Annotated in this window: 10 protein-coding genes, 1 tRNA gene and 1 rRNA gene; 11 read left to right on the top strand and 1 reads right to left on the bottom strand. The window is 70.1% G+C overall.

All coding sequences use genetic code 11. The annotated features are described in order from the left end of the window. The 3 genes from rrf to ACF1GV_RS41180 form a co-directional block, all read left to right on the top strand. Window positions 1-91, top strand: a 5S ribosomal RNA gene (gene rrf, locus ACF1GV_RS41170); the annotation flags it as partial. A 114-nt stretch (window positions 92-205) separates the two neighbouring features. Continuing rightward, window positions 206-868 carry a DegT/DnrJ/EryC1/StrS family aminotransferase gene (locus tag ACF1GV_RS41175; protein ID WP_391692123.1) on the top strand — a complete coding sequence of 221 codons (663 nt, stop codon included), beginning with the start codon at window positions 206-208 and terminating at the stop codon, window positions 866-868. A gap of 76 nt (window positions 869-944) precedes the next feature. Continuing rightward, window positions 945-1,020 (top strand) — tRNA-Thr (locus ACF1GV_RS41180). A 54-nt stretch (window positions 1,021-1,074) separates the two neighbouring features. Here ACF1GV_RS41180 and ACF1GV_RS41185 read toward each other — a convergent pair. Beyond that, window positions 1,075-3,831, bottom strand: coding sequence for a SpoIIE family protein phosphatase (locus tag ACF1GV_RS41185; protein ID WP_391692093.1), 2,757 nt, complete (start codon window positions 3,829-3,831; stop codon window positions 1,075-1,077). A 388-nt stretch (window positions 3,832-4,219) separates the two neighbouring features. Here ACF1GV_RS41185 and ACF1GV_RS41190 point away from each other — a divergent pair, with 388 nt between their 5' ends. From ACF1GV_RS41190 to ACF1GV_RS41225, 8 genes are all read left to right on the top strand, one after another. Further along, the gene (locus tag ACF1GV_RS41190; RefSeq protein ID WP_391692095.1) at window positions 4,220-9,709 is read left to right on the top strand and encodes a HAMP domain-containing protein; all 5,490 of its coding nucleotides are present in this window, start codon (window positions 4,220-4,222) and stop codon (window positions 9,707-9,709) included. Window positions 9,710-9,977: 268 nt separating this feature from the next. Continuing rightward, window positions 9,978-10,658 carry a two-component system response regulator gene (locus ACF1GV_RS41195; protein WP_391692097.1) on the top strand — a complete coding sequence of 227 codons (681 nt, stop codon included), beginning with the start codon at window positions 9,978-9,980 and terminating at the stop codon, window positions 10,656-10,658. 193 nt (window positions 10,659-10,851) lie between these two features. Next, a complete protein-coding gene (locus ACF1GV_RS41200; protein ID WP_391692099.1) occupies window positions 10,852-13,629 on the top strand; it encodes a DNA translocase FtsK in 2,778 nt (925 codons plus the stop codon). 508 nt (window positions 13,630-14,137) lie between these two features. Beyond that, the gene (locus ACF1GV_RS41205) at window positions 14,138-14,977 is read left to right on the top strand and encodes a helix-turn-helix domain-containing protein (RefSeq protein ID WP_391692101.1); all 840 of its coding nucleotides are present in this window, start codon (window positions 14,138-14,140) and stop codon (window positions 14,975-14,977) included. A 96-nt stretch (window positions 14,978-15,073) separates the two neighbouring features. Continuing rightward, window positions 15,074-16,534 carry a 30S ribosomal protein S12 methylthiotransferase RimO gene (gene rimO / locus ACF1GV_RS41210; RefSeq protein ID WP_391692103.1) on the top strand — a complete coding sequence of 487 codons (1,461 nt, stop codon included), beginning with the start codon at window positions 15,074-15,076 and terminating at the stop codon, window positions 16,532-16,534. Further along, window positions 16,531-17,262 carry a CDP-diacylglycerol--glycerol-3-phosphate 3-phosphatidyltransferase gene (pgsA, locus tag ACF1GV_RS41215; RefSeq protein WP_363266300.1) on the top strand — a complete coding sequence of 244 codons (732 nt, stop codon included), beginning with the start codon at window positions 16,531-16,533 and terminating at the stop codon, window positions 17,260-17,262. Before rimO ends, pgsA begins: the two co-directional genes overlap by 4 nt. Next, the gene (locus tag ACF1GV_RS41220; RefSeq protein WP_391692105.1) at window positions 17,259-17,804 is read left to right on the top strand and encodes a CinA family protein; all 546 of its coding nucleotides are present in this window, start codon (window positions 17,259-17,261) and stop codon (window positions 17,802-17,804) included. Before pgsA ends, ACF1GV_RS41220 begins: the two co-directional genes overlap by 4 nt. 109 nt (window positions 17,805-17,913) lie before the next feature. Then, complete coding sequence (locus ACF1GV_RS41225; RefSeq protein WP_391692107.1) at window positions 17,914-18,294, top strand: helix-turn-helix domain-containing protein; 381 nt, start codon at window positions 17,914-17,916, stop codon at window positions 18,292-18,294. The last annotated feature ends 14 nt before the right edge of the window (window positions 18,295-18,308 follow it).

Here is an 18,308-nt window from a genome sequence, read left to right on the forward strand (position 1 = left end):
GCCCGGTTACATTTCGAACCCGGAAGCTAAGCCTTACAGCGCCGATGGTACTGCAGGGGGGACCCTGTGGGAGAGTAGGACGCCGCCGAACAATCATTCAAAGGGTTGGACCCCGAACTTCGGTTCCGGGTCCAACCCTTTTTTGCTTGCCGTCACTTGAGGTTCAGGTTCCGCATCGAGCATCGGTGGCATGGGTGCTGCTGCAATGCTCAGGGCCGCCGGCATAGGCGTCGGTGACGAGGTCGTCGTGCCGGCCTTCGGGAACGCGGAGGTCGCCGGTGCGGTGACCCTGGCCGGCGCGCTGCCGGTGTTCGCCGACATAGACCCGGTGACGTACTGCCTGGACACGGCCGCGGTCGAAGCGGCCCTGACTCCGCGGACAGCAGCCGTCGTTGTCGTACACCGCTTCGGGCGGGTGGCCGAGCTCGGGTCGCTGCGTGCGCTCGGGCAGCGGCACGGGCTGCTCGTGCTGGAACAGGCGGAGTCGGAGGCGCCGTACGACGAGGTCGCGCAGCGGCGCGAGCGGGCAGCCTATCTCGATGCCCGGCTGCGGGGGGTGCTGATCCCCGACGGCGGTGACGGGCACACCTACCAGCAGTACGTCGTGCGGGTGCCGGGCAACGGGCGACCCGATCGCGACGCCTTCGCCCGGGCCGTGCAGGCCAAAGGCGTTGACTGCCGGGTGCCCGTGAAGACGCCGGTGCACCGGCTGCCGGAGTTCCGGCGGTGCGTGTCCTTGCCGGTGACCGAACGGGCCGCCGACGAGACGCTTGCGCTGCCGGTCGACGGCGGACTCACGAAACGGGACATGCAGCGCATTGTGGGTGCCTGTAATGCGCTCGGCGGGCTGCTTGCTCCGGCCCTCTGAACGAGTTTGGGAATCCCGGCTCGATCAGGGTATGATTCTTTCCGTTGCCGCGAGGGAAACCTCGAAAAAGTGACAAGCCCCTATAGCTCAGTCGGCAGAGCGTCTCCATGGTAAGGAGAAGGTCAACGGTTCGATTCCGTTTGGGGGCTCCATGAGAAAAGCCCCCCGCCCATTGGGCGGGGGGCTTTTTCGTGTTCACTCCACGTTCAGTCCTTGTGCGGTTCCGGCACGCGCATCGCCAGGATGGCCATGTCGTCCGACGGGGCGTCCGAGGCAAAGCGCTCCACCGCTCGCATGATGCGTGCGGCGACCGCGCCGGCGGTCAGGCCCGTGCAGGTGGTCAGGACGTCGGCGAGACCGTCGTCGCCCAGCATGCGGGTGCCCTCGCGGCGTTCCGTGACGCCGTCCGTGACGCAGAGCAGGACGTCACCCGGGTCCAGCGTGACCGTCTGCTCGTACAGCTCCAGGTCCTCCATGACGCCCAGCAGCGGCTGGGGTTCGGCGGCCGCCGCCACCGTGCCGTCCTGACGCAGGCGCAGCGGGAGCGGGTGGCCGGCGCAGACCACCTTCAGTTCGGCGCTGCCGTCCTCCTGCGGGCGCATCTCGCCGTACAGGAGGGTCAGGAAGCGGCTGCGGGCGCCCTCGTCGAGGATCGCGGAGTTCAGGCGCTCCAGGACGGCCGGGCCGCTCAGCCCCTCGCGGGCCAGCAGGCGCAGGGCGTGCCGGGCGAGGCCGGTGACGGCGGCGGCGTTCGGGCCGGTGCCGCAGACGTCGCCGATGGCGAAGCCGTAGGCGCCGTCGCTGATCGGGAACAGGTCGTAGAAGTCGCCGCCGACCTCGTTGCCTTCGCCGGCCGCGCGGTAGATGACCTCGACCTCGACGCCGTCGATGTGCGGCAGCTCCGGCGGCAGGAGGCTGCGCTGGAGGGACTGGCTGATGGCGGTGCGCTCCGAGTACAGGCGGGCGTTGTCCAGGGCCAGGGCGGCCCGGCGGCTCAAGTCCTCGGCCAGTTCCAGGATTTCCTGGCGGAAGTGCTCGTCGGTGGGCTTGCCCAGGGTGAGCATGCCGATGACGCGGTTGCGGGCGACCAGCGGCAGCACGACCGTCTCGCCGCCGAGCGCGGAGGCGACGGCGAGCGTGGGGCCCATGCCGGAGGCAATCTGACGGATGGGGCCGCCGGTCAGGCCGAGGCTGCGCATGGAGCTCCGCAGGGCCGCCTGGTGGGCGGTCTCGCCGGGGGTCGTCCAGACGCGCGCGCCGGGGGTGGGCACCGGGTCCGGCGGGGCGATCTTCGACAGCAACGACTTGATGCCGTCGATGAGTTCCTCGTCCTCGTGCAGGACGTACGACAGATAGGGCTCGGAGGCCTGGTCGGCGATCGTGTAGACCGCGCACCAGGTGGCCAGCGTCGGGACCGTCATCTGGGCCATGAGGGCGAGGGTCTGGTCGCGGTCCAGGGTGCCGGCGAGGAGGTCGGAGGCCTCGACCAGGAAGCTCAGCGAGCCGCGGCGCAGGCGTTCCAGCTCGCCCAGGCGGGCCGACTCGACGGCCAGCGCGATGCGGTCGGCGGCGAACTGCAGCCGCAGCGCCTCTTCGTTGGAGTAGCGGCCCGGGGCCTCGGCGGCGACGCCGAGGGAGCCGGTGAGGCGGCCCTCGACCTTGAGCGGGACGGTGACGACGGAGCGCATGCCGGTGCCGTTCAGCAGGGGAACGGCGCCGGGGACGGCCGTGAGGTCCTCGTGGACGGCCGGCATGCGGGCGGAGCCGTAGCGGCCGGGACCGGCCTCCACGGGCACGCGCGCGAAGCGCTGGCGGGCGGAGGGCAGCCCGGTGGAGGCGCGGACCTCCAGCTCGGTCTCGTCGTCGGTGGCGAGCAGCAGGAAGGCGGAGTCGCCGTCGAGCATGTCGCGGGCGCGTTCGACGGTGCGCTGGAGGAGGCCGTCGAGGTCGTCGGGCGCGGGGGAGCCGATGAAGGCGTCGAACGGGTCGTTGCTCTGGCCGTCGGCGGATGTGGCCGTGTCCGTGGCGGGGGCGCGCGAAGGCGTCTGCAGTACGGCGCGTTCGTGGTCGCGGACCAGGAGGCAGATCGTGGAGGGCTCGCCGGAGGTGTCGCGGATGCGCAGGTGGGAGGCGTAGACGGGGGTGACGCGGCCGTCGGCGCAGCGGATGCCGTAGCTGCCCTCCCAGCGGGAGAGCCGGAGGGCCTCGGCGATGCCGGTGCTGGTGCCGGGGGTCTGCGGCCAGGCGGCGAGGTCGGTGAGGGGCTTGCCGGTGACCTGGTCGGCGGCGTACCCGAAGAGTTCCTCGGCGTCCTCGTTCCAGGTGCTGATCGCGCCGCCGCGGTCGATCTGGACGACGGCGACGCGGATGCGGCCGTCGGCGACGGGCAGCAGCTCGGCCGGCAGGGCGGGGCCGGCGGTGCGGGTGCCGACGGGGCGCGCGGGCAGGTCGAGCTGGAACCAGACGTTCTTGTGGGTGGGCGAGTACTCCACGCCCCAGCGGCCGGCCAGCGCCGCGCACAGCTGGAGCCCGCGGCCGCCCTCGCGATCGGGGCTGCCCATGTTGACGGCGGCGCTCTGGACGGGGATCTCCCGCTCGGGGTAGCGGTCGGACACCTCGATGCGGACGCCGTTCTCCGTGCGCAGGCACAGCACGTCGGCGTGGGTGCCGGCGTGGACCACGGCGTTGGTCACCAGTTCGCTGGTCAGGACGACCGCGTCGTCCACGATGTCCGCGAATCCCCAGCCCTGGAGGGTGTCGCGGACGAAGGAGCGGGCGGTCGCGACCGATCGCCCGACGGGCTCGAAGCTGGCAGCCGCGCGCGCGGTGATCACGAAACTCCTCGGCCGGTCGTCGACGTGCTGGGCTGCCCCGCGGTCGGGCTCGCTCCGCTGGTGTGGCGGGCGCGCGCTCGTCGGCCGGGGTTCCGGGGGTTGTGCCCCCGGGATCAGTCCGGTGGTCATGTCTGCGGCCGCCCCTCCGATGCCCGCTCGTACTCGTGCCACCGCCCAGGCCGGACGGATCGGTGCGGCTGGACAGCCGCATGCAAGGGTACTTACCTTCCCCGTCCATGCGGATGCCGGTCAGCAGTGTTTCCGTCCGGAGGGTGTGCGGACGATGTGCGAAGCTGCCGAACTGTTATGGCCTGGTTCGGCGAGGGTGAAACACTGGGCAGGCTCCCGGTGAAGGTCCGGGCAGGCCGAGTGTCGTCCGGCCGGAGCGGGCAGCAGCCCGTTCGTGTGGTCTGCCGGCAACAGGCTGACACACCCGGTGGCACCTGGTACGCCGGAGCGGCGGGACCGGGGCACTACGAGCACGGCAGTAACGGTCGATCCCTGCGGGAGGGACACAGTGGAGTCTGGCGCAGCGACGCGGGGCACGAAGACGCGCGCGAAGAACCAGCGCCCATCGCGGGGCGGGACGACCGTGGTGGACACAGCTGCCCTGAACCGGCTCCTGGCGGCTCTGGTGTCCATGCGGGACGGGAACTTCCGCAAGCGGCTCACGGTGTCCGGGGACGGCGTGATGTCGGAGATCGCGGCCGTGTTCAACGAGGTGGCCGACCGCAATCTGCATCTGACGGGTGAGCTGTCGCGGGTGCGGCGCATGGTGGGGCGTGAGGGAAAACTCACGGAACGGCTGGAGACGGGGGCCTGCGAAGGCTCCTGGGCGGCCGCCATCGACGCCTCCAACGACCTGGTCGACGATCTCGTACGGCCCGTCTCCGAGGTCAGCCGGGTGCTGTCGGCGGTGGCGGAGGGCGATCTGTCGCCCCGCATGGAGCTGCGCACCCAGGCGCCGGAAGGGCCCGGGCATCCGCTGCGCGGGGAGTTCCTGAAGGTCTCGCGGACTGTCAACAACCTTGTCGATCAGCTGTCGACGTTCACCGACGAGGTCACGCGGGTGGCCAGCGAGGTGGGCACCGAGGGCAAGCTCGGCGGACAGGCACGCGTGCGTGGCCTGTCGGGCTCCTGGAAGGACCTGACGGACTCGGTCAACACGATGGCGTCCCGGCTCACCGCGCAGGTGCGGGACATCGCCCTGGTGACGACGGCGGTCGCCAAGGGTGATCTGTCACGCAAGGTGACCGTGCACGTGGCCGGCGAGATGCTGGAGCTGAAGAACACCGTCAACACGATGGTCGACCAGCTCTCCGCGTTCTCCTCGGAGGTGACGCGGGTCGCGCGTGAGGTGGGCACCGAGGGCATCCTGGGCGGTCAGGCGCAGGTGCCCGGCGTGGACGGGGTGTGGAAGGAGCTGACCGACTCCGTCAACACGATGGCAGGAAACCTCACTGCCCAGGTGCGCGGGATCTCCGAGGTGACCACGGCGGTCGCCAGCGGTGATCTGTCGCGGAAGGTGACGGTTCCGGCGCGCGGTGAGGTCGCGCAGCTCGCCGACACGATCAACCAGATGACCGAGACGCTGCGGATCTTCGCCGACGAGGTCACGCGCGTGGCCAACGAGGTCGGTGCCGAAGGGCGGCTCGGCGGGCAGGCGAACGTGCCGGGCGCGGCGGGCACGTGGAAGGACCTGACGGACTCCGTCAACACCGTCTTCAGGAACCTGACGACGCAGGTGCGGGACATCGCGGCCGTGACGACGGCGGTGGCCAACGGTGATCTGTCGCAGAAGGTCACCGTGGACGTGGCCGGCGAGATGCTGGAGCTGAAGAACACCGTCAACGGGATGGTGGACCAGCTGCAGGCGTTCGGTGCCGAGGTCACGCGCGTGGCGCGGGAGATCGGTGTCGAGGGTGAACTGGGCGGTCAGGCGCAGGTGCCGGGGGCGGCGGGGACCTGGAAGGACCTGACGGACTCGGTGAACACCGCGTTCCGCAACCTGACCGGGCAGGTGCGCAACATCGCCCAGGTGACGACGGCGGTGGCCAACGGTGATCTGTCGCAGAAGGTCACCGTGGACGTCTCCGGCGAGATGCTCCAGCTGAAGAACACCGTGAACACGATGGTGGACCAGCTGTCGTCGTTCGCCGACCAGGTGACGCGTATGGCGCGGGACGTGGGCACCGAGGGCCGGCTCGGCGGTCAGGCCCGCGTGGACGGCGTCTCCGGCACCTGGAAGGAGCTGACCGACTCCGTCAACTTCATGGCCGGCAACCTCACCTCGCAGGTGCGGCAGATCGCCCAGGTGACGACGGCGGTGGCGCGCGGTGACCTGTCGCAGAAGATCGACGTGGACGCGCGCGGCGAGATCCTGGAGCTGAAGAACACCATCAACACGATGGTCGACCAGCTGTCCGCCTTCGCCGACCAGGTGACCCGGGTGGCCCGTGAGGTGGGCACCGACGGACGCCTGGGCGGTCAGGCGCAGGTGCCCGGCGTGGCCGGCGTGTGGCGGGATCTGACCGATTCCGTGAACGGAATGGCAGGAAACCTCACCGCCCAGGTGCGCAACATCGCGCAGGTGGCCACGGCGGTGGCGCGCGGTGACCTCTCCCAGAAGATCACCGTGGACGCGCGCGGGGAGATCCTGGAGCTGAAGAACACCCTGAACACGATGGTCGACCAGCTGTCGTCGTTCGCCCAGGAGGTCACCCGCGTGGCCCGCGAGGTGGGTACCGAGGGCATCCTCGGCGGCCAGGCGGAGGTGCAGGGCGTCTCCGGTACCTGGAAGGACCTCACGCAGTCCGTGAACGGCATGGCCAACAACCTGACCCTTCAGGTGCGGTCCATCGCCGAGGTCACCACCGCCGTCGCCAAGGGTGACCTGTCGAAGAAGATCACCGTCGACGCCAAGGGCGAGATCCTCGAGCTGGTGACGACCGTCAACACGATGGTGGACCAGCTGTCGTCGTTCGCCGAGCAGGTGACCCGGGTGGCCCGCGAGGTGGGTACCGAGGGCATCCTGGGCGGCCAGGCGCACGTGCCGGGTGTGACGGGCATCTGGAAGGACCTCAGCGACAACGTCAACCTGATGGCGAAGAACCTGACCACCCAGGTGCGCAACATCTCCCAGGTGTCGGCGGCGGTCGCCAACGGTGACCTGACGCGTCAGGTGACCATCGAGGCGCGCGGTGAGGTCGCGCAGCTCGCCGACACCATCAACACGATGGTGAAGACGCTGAGTTCGTTCGCCGAGCAGGTCACCAAGGTGGCCCGTGAGGTGGGCACGGACGGCATCCTGGGCGGCCAGGCGCACGTACCGGGTGTGGCCGGCACGTGGAAGGACCTCACCGAGTCGGTGAACCAGATGGCGTCCAACCTGACCGGTCAGGTGCGCAACATCGCCCTGGTCACCACCGCGATCGCCAAGGGTGATCTGAGCAAGAAGATCGACATCGACGCCCGCGGCGAGATCCTCGAGCTGAAGACGACGATCAACACGATGGTCGACCAGCTCTCCAGCTTCGCCGAGGAGGTCACGCGCGTGGCCCGCGAGGTGGGCACCGAGGGGCAGCTCGGCGGCCAGGCACGCGTGCGTGACGTCGACGGCACCTGGCGCGACCTGACCGAGTCCGTGAACGAGATGGCAGGAAACCTCACCCGGCAGGTGCGGGCCATCGCGCGCGTGGCGACCGCGGTGACCCGCGGCGACCTGAACCTGAAGATCGACGTGGACGCGTCCGGCGAGATCCAGGAGCTGCAGGACTACATCAACAAGATGATCGCCAACCTGCGCGACACCACGATCGCCAACAAGGAGCAGGACTGGCTGAAGGGCAACCTGGCGCGCATCTCGGCGCTGATGCAGGGCCGGCGCGACCTGGAGGACGTGGCCTCGCTGATCATGAGCGAGCTGACCCCGGTGGTCTCCGCGCAGCACGGCGCGTTCTTCGTCGCCATGCCGCTGATGGAGGGCAAGGACGTCTCCGGCGGCGAGGACGACTACGAGCTGCGCATGCTCGGGTCGTACGGCTACTCGATGGGCTCCATGCCGACGTCGTTCCGGCCCGGTGAGGCGCTGGTGGGCACGGCAGCCGAGGAGAAGCGCACGATCCTCGTGGAGAACGCGCCCAGCGGCTATCTGAAGATCTCCTCCGGGCTCGGTGAGGCACCGCCCGCGCAGGTGATCGTGTTGCCGGTGCTGTTCGAGGGCAAGGTGCTCGGCGTGATCGAGCTGGCGTCGTTCACGCCGTTCACGCAGATCCAGAAGGACTTCCTGAACCAGATCGCGGAGATGATCGCGACCAGCGTCAACACCATCTCCGTCAACACCAAGACCGAGCAGCTGCTGAAGCAGTCGCAGGAGCTGACCGAGCAACTGCGCGAGCGCTCGGCGGAGTTGGAGCAGCGGCAGAAGGCGCTTCAGGCGTCCAACGCCGAACTGGAGGAGAAGGCCGAGCTGCTGGCGCGGCAGAACCGCGACATCGAGGTGAAGAACACCGAGATCGAGGAGGCGCGGCAGGTCCTGGAGGAGCGCGCCGAGCAGCTCGCGGTGTCGATGCGGTACAAGAGCGAGTTCCTCGCCAACATGTCGCACGAGCTGCGTACGCCGCTGAACTCGCTGCTGATCCTGGCCAAGCTGCTCGCGGACAACGCCGAGGGCAACCTGTCGCCGAAGCAGGTGGAGTTCGCCGAGACCATCCACGGCGCCGGCTCCGACCTGCTGCAGCTGATCAACGACATCCTGGACCTGTCGAAGGTCGAGGCGGGCAAGATGGACGTCTCGCCCACGCGGATCGCGCTGGTGCAGCTCGTGGACTACGTGGAGGCCACCTTCCGGCCGCTGACCGCGGAGAAGGGCCTGGACCTGTCGGTGCGGGTCTCGCCGGAGCTTCCCGCCACGCTGCACACCGACGAGCAGCGGCTGCTGCAGGTGCTGCGCAACCTGCTGTCGAACGCGGTGAAGTTCACCGACTCCGGTTCGGTGGAGCTGGTGATCCGGCCGGCCGGCGCCGACGTGCCGCAGTCCATCCGCGAGCAGTTGCTCGAGGTCGGCTCGCTGACCAGCCCGGACGAGCCGCTGATCGCGTTCTCGGTGACCGACACCGGTATCGGCATCGCTGCCAGCAAGATGCGGGTGATCTTCGAGGCGTTCAAGCAGGCCGACGGCACCACCAGCCGCAAGTACGGCGGTACGGGCCTCGGGCTGTCGATCTCGCGGGAGATCGCGCAGCTGCTCGGCGGCGAGATCCACGCGCAGAGCGAGCCGGGGCGCGGTTCGACGTTCACGCTGTACCTGCCGCTGCACATGAGTGAGCTGCCGCCGCAGGGCTACCAGCAGGCCGCGCCGGCGCTCGGGGGCGGCGAGCGGGCGGCGTCGCACAACGGAGCCCGGGAGCTGTCTGGCCCGGACTTCGAGACGCCGGCCGAGGTGAAGTCGTATCACGAGACCCAGAACGGTGCCGCGGCGCTCTTCCGGCGCCGCCGCCGGGCCGCGTCCGCGGCGCTCGAACAGCGCCCGGCCGCCCAGCCCGAGCAGTGGTCCGGGGCGGCGTCCGGTGCGTCCGGGGCCTCGGGAAGCGAGCATGAGGGGGCGTCGCAGCCGCACCGCGGCATCCGCTTCGGTGGCCAGAAAGTACTGATCGTCGACGACGACATCCGTAACGTCTTCGCGCTGACGAGCGTCCTGGAGCAGCACGGGCTGTCGGTGCTGTACGCGGAGAACGGCCGCGAGGGCATCGAGGTGCTGGAGCAGCACGAGGACGTGGCGGTCGTCCTGATGGACATCATGATGCCCGAGATGGACGGGTACGCGACGACCACGGCGATCCGCAGGATGCCGCAGTTCTCCGGGCTGCCGATCATCGCGCTCACCGCGAAGGCGATGAAGGGCGACCGGGAGAAGGCCATCGAGTCGGGCGCGTCCGACTACGTCACCAAGCCGGTGGACCCCGATCACCTGCTGTCCGTGATGGAGCAGTGGATGCGCGGGGAATGATCGGTGACGTTCACCGGGAGTCGCTGACGCAGGGTGCGCGTGGCCGTGTAGAAGTACGGGATTCGGGGAACCTTCTGGTCTCCCACTACGTTTCTGCTACGTGCACAGTGACATCGCGGTGACAGGGTGTGGCGACGGGCGGGGTGCAGCTACGATGACCGGCACGAGGACGGACGGCGCAAGGGAGTCGTCCAGTGGGGCGGCGCCCGGTGCTTCCCCAAGTCCTGCGGACAGGGGAGGCCCCAAGCCGGGGCGAGGAGGACGGGCCATGGTGCAGAAGGCCAAGATCCTCCTGGTCGATGACCGGCCGGAGAATCTGCTGGCGCTGGAGGCGATCCTCTCTGCGCTCGATCAGACGCTGGTGCGGGCATCGTCCGGGGAGGAAGCACTCAAAGCACTGCTCACGGACGACTTCGCGGTCATTCTGCTGGACGTCCAGATGCCGGGCATGGACGGGTTCGAGACGGCCGCGCACATCAAGCGGCGGGAGCGGACCCGGGACATTCCGATCATCTTCCTCACCGCGATCAACCACGGCCCCCACCACACCTTCCGCGGCTACGCGGCGGGCGCGGTCGACTACATCTCCAAGCCCTTCGACCCGTGGGTGCTGCGCGCCAAGGTCTCCGTGTTCGTCGAGCTGTACATGAAGAACTGCCAGCTGCGTGAGCAGGCGTCGCTGCTGCGGCTGCAGTTGGAGGGCGGCGGCAAGGGTGGTGTGGCCGGCAAGGAGTCGGCCGGGCTGCTCGCCGAGCTGTCCGCGCGGCTCGCCGCCGTCGAGGAGCAGGCGGAGGCGCTGTCCAAACAGCTGGACGAGGAGTCGGCCGACGCGGCCGCGGTCGCCACGGCGGCCCACCTGGAGCGCAAACTCACCGGGCTGCGCAGGGCCCTGGACGCCTTGGAGCCGGGCACCGGCAGCGGCGGCTCCCCGGTGCCCCCGCAGGGCTGACGCGCACGGCGTACGAACGACGCGTGCGGGTAAGCCCAGTTGCGTATGAGCGCGCGTCAGTTCTCCCCGGTGTCAGGTGGGTCGTTCCGCTTGCCGTCAAGCACGTCGGCTTCCCCGATGTCTGCGGCGACACGAACGGGTGAAGCAGTGGGCACACGTGTCCGCTGACGTCTCCACCGGTAACCTCACACCCATGGCCTCACGTCCCTCCGCAGCCAAGAAGCCGCCCGCGAAGAAGGCGGCCGCTCCCGCGAAGGCTCCGGCGAGGAAGGCCGCCGCGAAGAAGGCCCCGGCCAAGAAGGCGCCAGCCAGGAAGGCCGTGGCGAAGAAGCCCGCGCCCAGACCGGCGCCCAGCCCCACCGGGGGCGTGTATCGGGTCGTGCGCGCGCTCTGGCTCGGCGTGGCGCACGCCGTCGGCGCCGTCTTCCGCGGCATAGGGCAAGGAGCGAAGAACCTCGATCCGGCCCACCGCAAGGACGGCATCGCGCTGCTGCTGCTCGGTATCGCGCTGATCGTCGCCGCCGGCACCTGGGCCGACCTGAAGGGCCCGGTCGGCGACCTGGTCGAGATCCTGGTGACCGGCGCGTTCGGCCGGCTGGACCTGCTGGTGCCGCTGCTGCTCGGCGCGATCGCGGTGCGCTTCATCCGCCACCCCGAGCAGCAGGACGCCAACGGCCGGATCGTGATCGGGCTGTCCGCGCTGGTCATCGGCGTGCTCGGCCAGGTCCACATCGCCTGCGGCTCGCCCGCCCGCAGTGGCGGGATGCAGGCCATAAGGGACGCCGGCGGCCTCATCGGCTGGGCGGCGGCCACCCCGCTGACGTACACCATGACCGAGGTCCTCGCCGTACCCCTGCTGGTGCTGCTGACGATCTTCGGGCTGCTGGTGGTCACGGCGACCCCGGTCAACGCGATCCCGCAGCGGCTGCGGCAGCTCGGCGTGCGGCTGGGCATCCTGCCCGACCCGGTGGGCGACGAGTACGGCGAGTACGCCGAATACAGCGACGACGACGAGCGCTACGACGAGCAGTGGCGCGAGGCACTGCCCGCGCGCCCCCGTCGGCGCTCGAGCGCCCCTCAGGGATACGACCCCGACAGCGCCGAGCAGCAGGCCCTCGCCCGGCGCCGGGGCCGCCCGCGCCGCTCCGCCGTGCCGCAGCCCGCCCCGGACCGGCAGCTGGACGCCGTGGACTTCGCCGCCGCTGCTGCCGCCGACCTCGACGGCGCGGTCCTGCACGGCATGCCGCCCTCGCCGGTCGTCGCCGACCTCACCCAGGGCGTGCGCATCGGCGACCGCGAGGACACCACCCCGACCCCCACGCCTGCCCCCGCGCCGGCGTCCACCCCCGTCCCGGCCGCGCGGCCCCAGCCGGGCAAGCGCACCCCGCCGCCGGAAGCGGAAGAGACGAAATCCGCGGTCCCCGACCTCACCAAGGCGCCGCCGAGCAAACCGCGCGACCTGCCGCCGCGCGCCGAGCAGCTCCAGCTGTCCGGCGACATCACCTACGCGCTGCCCTCGCTCGACCTGCTCACCCGCGGCGGCCCCGGCAAGGCGCGCAGCGCGGCCAACGACGCCATCGTCGAGTCGCTGACCACCGTCTTCACCGAGTTCAAGGTCGACGCCCGCGTCACCGGCTTCACGCGCGGCCCGACGGTCACCCGCTACGAGGTCGAGCTGGGCCCGGCCGTCAAGGTCGAGCGGATCACCGCTCTCACCAAGAACATCGCCTACGCCGTGGCCAGCCCGGACGTGCGGATCATCAGCCCCATCCCGGGCAAGTCCGCGGTCGGCATCGAGATCCCGAACACCGACCGGGAGATGGTCAACCTCGGCGACGTGCTGCGCCTCGCGGAGTCCGCGGAGGACGACGACCCGATGCTGGTCGCCTTCGGCAAGGACGTCGAGGGCGGGTACGTCATGCACTCGCTGGCGAAGATGCCGCACATGCTGGTGGCCGGCGCCACCGGCTCCGGCAAGTCGTCCTGCATCAACTGCCTGATCACCTCGGTGATGATGCGCGCGACCCCGGAGGACGTGCGGATGATCCTCGTCGACCCCAAGCGGGTCGAGCTGACCGCGTACGAGGGCATCCCGCACTTGATCACGCCGATCATCACCAACCCCAAGCGGGCCGCCGAGGCGCTGCAGTGGGTCGTGCGCGAGATGGACATGCGCTACGACGACCTCGCCGCGTACGGCTACCGGCACATCGACGACTTCAACCGTGCCGTGCGCGAGGGCAAGGTCAAGGCGCCCGAGGGCAGCGAGCGGGAGCTGCAGCCCTACCCGTACCTGCTGGTGATCGTCGACGAGCTGGCCGACCTGATGATGGTCGCGCCGCGCGACGTCGAGGACGCGATCGTGCGCATCACACAGCTCGCGCGCGCCGCCGGCATCCATCTGGTGCTCGCCACCCAGCGCCCGTCCGTCGATGTCGTCACCGGCCTGATCAAGGCGAACGTGCCCTCACGGCTGGCGTTCGCCACCTCCTCGCTGGCCGACAGCCGCGTCATCCTGGACCAGCCGGGCGCGGAGAAGCTGATCGGCAAGGGCGACGGGCTGTTCCTGCCGATGGGCGCGAACAAGCCGACCCGTATGCAGGGCGCGTTCGTGACCGAGGAAGAGGTCGCGGTCGTGGTCCAGCACTGCAAGGACCAGATGGCGCCGGTCTTCCGGGACGACGTCGTCGTCGGGACCAAGCAGAAGAAGGAGATCGACGAGGACATCGGCGACGACCTGGACCTGCTGTGCCAGGCGGCCGAGCTGGTGGTCTCCACGCAGTTCGGGTCGACGTCCATGCTCCAGCGCAAGCTGCGGGTCGGCTTCGCCAAGGCGGGCCGGCTGATGGACCTGATGGAGTCGCGCAACATCGTCGGCCCCAGCGAGGGCTCCAAGGCACGGGACGTGCTGGTGAAGCCGGACGAGCTGGACGGGGTGCTGGCGGTGCTCCGGGGTGAGTCCGAGGGGTAGGCCGATCGGGGGGCTCGGGATGCGGAGGCTCATCCGGCGGGAGAGGTTCGGGGCCCGGCGGTTCACCCTCGGGTACGACGTCGACCGCGAGGGGGCATCCGCTTGGGAGGGGCAACGGGCGCCATGGTGCACCCGTCGGGGACGGACGCGGGGTCGGGCGGCTCGTCCGCCGGGCAGGACGTCGGGGCCGGCGGCTCACTCGCCGGGGAGGAATGCGGGGCTGCGGGCTCGTCCGGACGAGTGGGAGTGGTTCCGGCGGCTCAACCGTGTGGACGGTCCGTGACTCACCCGTTAGAGAACGCCGGGCAACCGTTTCCCTTTGACACACGTCAAGTTGAGCGAGAGGACGGGTAGGGGTTTCATCATGGGCCCCGCGCCCGGCCCGTCATCGGCGTGTCCGGCCATTCCGATGGCGTACAAAGTCCCACCGCCCGGTTGCCCCACCCTTTCGTACCCCCCCTAGACTGAACCTCCAGCACAGGTGGCTACACGCTCGAAAGGCGCCCCCGTGTCCCTCGGCAACTCCCCTGAAGACGAGCGTCCCTTCGAAGACGGTCGCGAGGAAGCCAGCCTCTCCGTCGGCCGTGCCCTGCAGCAGGCCCGTATCGCCGCCGGACTGACCGTCGACGACGTCAGCAACGCCACCCGGGTCCGTATCGCGATCGTGCACGCGATCGAGGCGGACAACTTCGCCCCTTGCGGCGGGGACGTCTACGCCCGCGGTCACATCCGGACCCTGGCCAAGGCCGTCCACCTCGATCCCGAACCCCTGATCGCCCAGTACGACGCCGACCACGGCGGGCGCCCCGCGCCCACGCCCGCGGCGCCCCTCTTCGAGGCGGAACGCATCCGCCCCGAGCGGCGCGGGCCGAACTGGACCGCGGCGATGGTCGCCGCGATCGTCGTCGTGATCGGTTTCGTCGGATTCACCTTCGTCAAGGGCGGCGACGACAGCGGCGCGGGGCAGCAGGTCGCCGAGGGCTCCGAGGCCTCGACCAGCGCGCCCGCCGCGCCGAAGCCGACCAGGAACAAGCCCGGCGACCAGAAGCCGGAGCCCTCCGACAGCGCCATCGCCGCGGCGCCCCAGGACAAGGTGACCGTCCAGGTCACCGCGACCGACGGGCGCAGCTGGATCTCGGCCAAGGACCACAACGGCCGGCTGCTCTTCGACGGCCTGCTCAAGCAGGGCGAGTCCAAGACCTTCCAGGACAACGCCAAGGTCAACCTCGTCCTCGGTGACGCGGGCGCGATCCAGCTCTACGTCAACGGCAAGAAGATCGAGGACGACTTCCAGCCGGGCGCCGTGGAGCGTCTGACCTACACCAAGGGCGACCCACAGGTCGGGTAGCGAGGGCACGGCACGGAAACGGAACGGAAGGGGCGGGCCAAGATCGGCCAGCCCCTTCGACATGGGGTGCCAGTGGGACGAAGTAGTCTTGAGCCCATGCCTGAACGCCGTACCGTCGCACTCGTCACCCTTGGCTGCGCCCGTAACGAGGTGGACTCGGAGGAGCTCGCAGGCCGTTTGGAGGCGGACGGCTGGCAGCTCGTGGAGGACGCCTCGGACGCCGACGTCGCCGTCGTGAACACCTGCGGCTTCGTCGACGCCGCCAAGAAGGACTCCGTGGACGCCCTCCTGGAGGCCAACGATCTCAAGGGTCACGGCAGAACGCAGGCCGTCGTGGCCGTCGGCTGCATGGCCGAGCGGTACGGCAAGGAACTCGCCGAGGCGCTGCCCGAGGCCGACGGTGTGCTCGGCTTCGACGACTACGCCGACATCTCCGGCCGGCTCCAGACGATCCTCAGCGGCGGCCACGTCGCCGCGCACACCCCGCGCGACCGGCGCAAGCTGCTGCCGATCAGCCCGGCCGAGCGCCAGGAGTCGGCCGCCGCGGTGGCCCTGCCCGGGCACGGCCCGGCCGACCTGCCCGAGGGCGTCGCTCCGGCCTCCGGCCCGCGCTCCCCGCTGCGCCGGCGTCTGGACGGCTCCCCGGTGGCCTCCGTCAAGCTCGCCTCCGGCTGCGACCGGCGCTGCTCCTTCTGCGCCATCCCGTCCTTCCGCGGCTCCTTCATCTCGCGCCGCCCGAGCGACGTGCTGAACGAGACGCGCTGGCTGGCCGAGCAGGGCGTGAAGGAGATCATGCTGGTCTCCGAGAACAACACCTCCTACGGCAAGGACCTCGGCGACATCCGTCTGCTGGAGTCGCTGCTGCCCGAGCTGGCCGAGGTCGACGGCATCGAGCGGGTGCGCGTCAGCTACCTCCAGCCGGCCGAGATGCGCCCCGGCCTGATCGACGTGCTGACCTCGACCCCGAAGATCGCCCCCTACTTCGACCTGTCCTTCCAGCACTCCGCGCCCGACGTGCTGCGCGCGATGCGCCGCTTCGGCGACACCGACCGCTTCCTCGAGCTGCTCGACACCATCCGCAGCAAGGCCCCCGAAGCGGGCGTGCGCTCCAACTTCATCGTCGGCTTCCCCGGCGAGTCGGAGGCCGACCTGGCCGAGCTGGAGCGCTTCCTGAACGGCGCGCGGCTGGACGCGATCGGCGTCTTCGGCTACTCCGACGAGGACGGCACCGAAGCGGCGACCTACGACAACAAGCTCGACGAGGACGTCGTCGCCGAGCGACTGGCGCGGGTGTCCCGGCTGGCCGAGGAACTCGTCTCCCAGCGCGCCGAGGAGCGCGTCTGCGAAACCGTGCACGTCCTGGTCGAGTCCGTCGACGAGGAAGAGGGCGTGTACGGCCGGGCGGCGCACCAGGCGCCCGAGACGGACGGCCAGGTGCTGCTCACGAGCGGCGAAGGCCTGAGTGTCGGTCGTATGGTCGAGGCGAAGGTGGTCGGTACGGAAGGTGTCGACCTGGTGGCCGAGCCGCTGGCGTGTCCTGAGGAGGCGGGCAGATGACGGGTGTCCCGGCGTCGTCCGCCGCGGGCGGCTCCTCCCAGGCGAAGGGGGCGCCGGTGCCGTCCGGCTCGGACGCCTCCGGCGCATCGGCGGGCGCCCGCCCGCCGCGCGGCGGAAAGATCGCCGCTGCCGCCGTCAACCAGGCGAGCGTGTGGAACGTCGCCAATCTGCTGACCATGCTCCGGCTCCTGCTCGTGCCGGGCTTCGTCGCGCTCATGCTGGCCGACGGCGGGTACGACCCGGCGTGGCGGTCGCTGGCCTGGGCCGCCTTCGCCGTCGCCATGATCACCGACCTGTTCGACGGGCATCTGGCGCGCACCTACAACCTCGTCACCGACTTCGGGAAGATCGCCGACCCCATCGCCGACAAGGCGATCATGGGAGCGGCGCTGATCTGTCTGTCCGGTCTCGGTGATCTGCCGTGGTGGGTGACGGGCGTGATCCTGGGCCGGGAACTCGGCATCACGCTGCTGCGTTTTCTGGTCATTCGCTACGGCGTCATCCCGGCCAGCCGGGGCGGCAAGCTGAAGACGCTCACCCAGGGCGTCGCAGTCGGCATGTACGTGCTGGCGCTCACCGGGTGGCTGGCCACCCTGAGGTTCTGGGTGATGGCCGCGGCAGTCGTTTTGACTGTGGTGACCGGTCTGGACTACATCAGACAAGCCATTGTGCTGCGCCGGCAGGGAATCGCCGAGCGTCAGTCGGCGTTGGAGGAGAGGGAAGCGTGACTTTCCCGGCCACCGACGTGGTGCGACTACTGACGGTGAGGGGCGAGTCCCTGGCAGTCGCCGAGTCGCTGACCGGCGGGCTGGTGGCGGCGGAGATCACCGCGGTTCCCGGGGCGTCCAAGGCGTTCCGCGGCTCGGTGACGGCGTACGCCACCGCGCTCAAGCAGGAGCTGCTCGGCGTCGACGCCACCCTGCTGGCCGAGCGCGGAGCGGTGGATGCGCAGGTCGCGGCCCAGATGGCGGCCGGCGTGCGCAAGGCGCTGGGCGCCGACTGGGGCATCGCGACCACCGGCGTCGCCGGTCCGGAACCGCAGGACGGGCAGCCCGTGGGCACGGTCTTCGTGGCCGTGGACGGCCCTCGTGGCCGGGATTCCGGTTGCGCGGGTGGCGGAAAAGTGGAGCCCCTGCGGTTGAACGGGGACCGCGAGGAAATTCGTAGAGAGAGTGTACGGAGCGTGCTCGTACTGCTTCTGAAAGAGCTTACGGGCGAACAGACCGGGAATGAGCGGGCACAGGATACGGAACGGAACGGGGGGTTTTGATGTTTGCAGCCCTGAGTGAACACGACATCGCTCCCCGCACGGCCGCGGCGCGAGGCGGTACGGTGGGGCGAGAAGGATGCGGCTACGCGGTCCGAGGAGGGAGCCACCGATGATTCTGCTCCGTCGCCTGCTGGGTGACGTGCTGCGTCGGCAGCGCCAACGCCAGGGCCGTACTCTGCGCGAAGTCTCCTCGTCCGCCCGAGTCTCGCTCGGCTATCTCTCCGAGGTGGAGCGGGGGCAGAAGGAGGCTTCCTCCGAGCTGCTCTCCGCCATCTGCGACGCGCTGGACGTACGGATGTCCGAACTCATGCGGGAAGTGAGCGACGAACTCGCCCTCGCCGAGCTGGCGCAGTCTGCTGCGGTCACTCCCAGCGAACCTGTGCGCACACCGGTCCGTCCGATGCTGGGCTCTGTGTCGGTGACCGGCGTGCCACCGGAACGGGTGACCATCAAGGCGCCCAGCGAAGCGGTGGATGTCGTCGCCGCCTGACACACCTGTCCGTG

The sequence above is a fragment of the Streptomyces sp. NPDC014006 genome (genome assembly GCF_043088925.1).
In the GTDB taxonomy this organism is placed as follows: Bacteria; Actinomycetota; Actinomycetes; order Streptomycetales; family Streptomycetaceae; genus Streptomyces.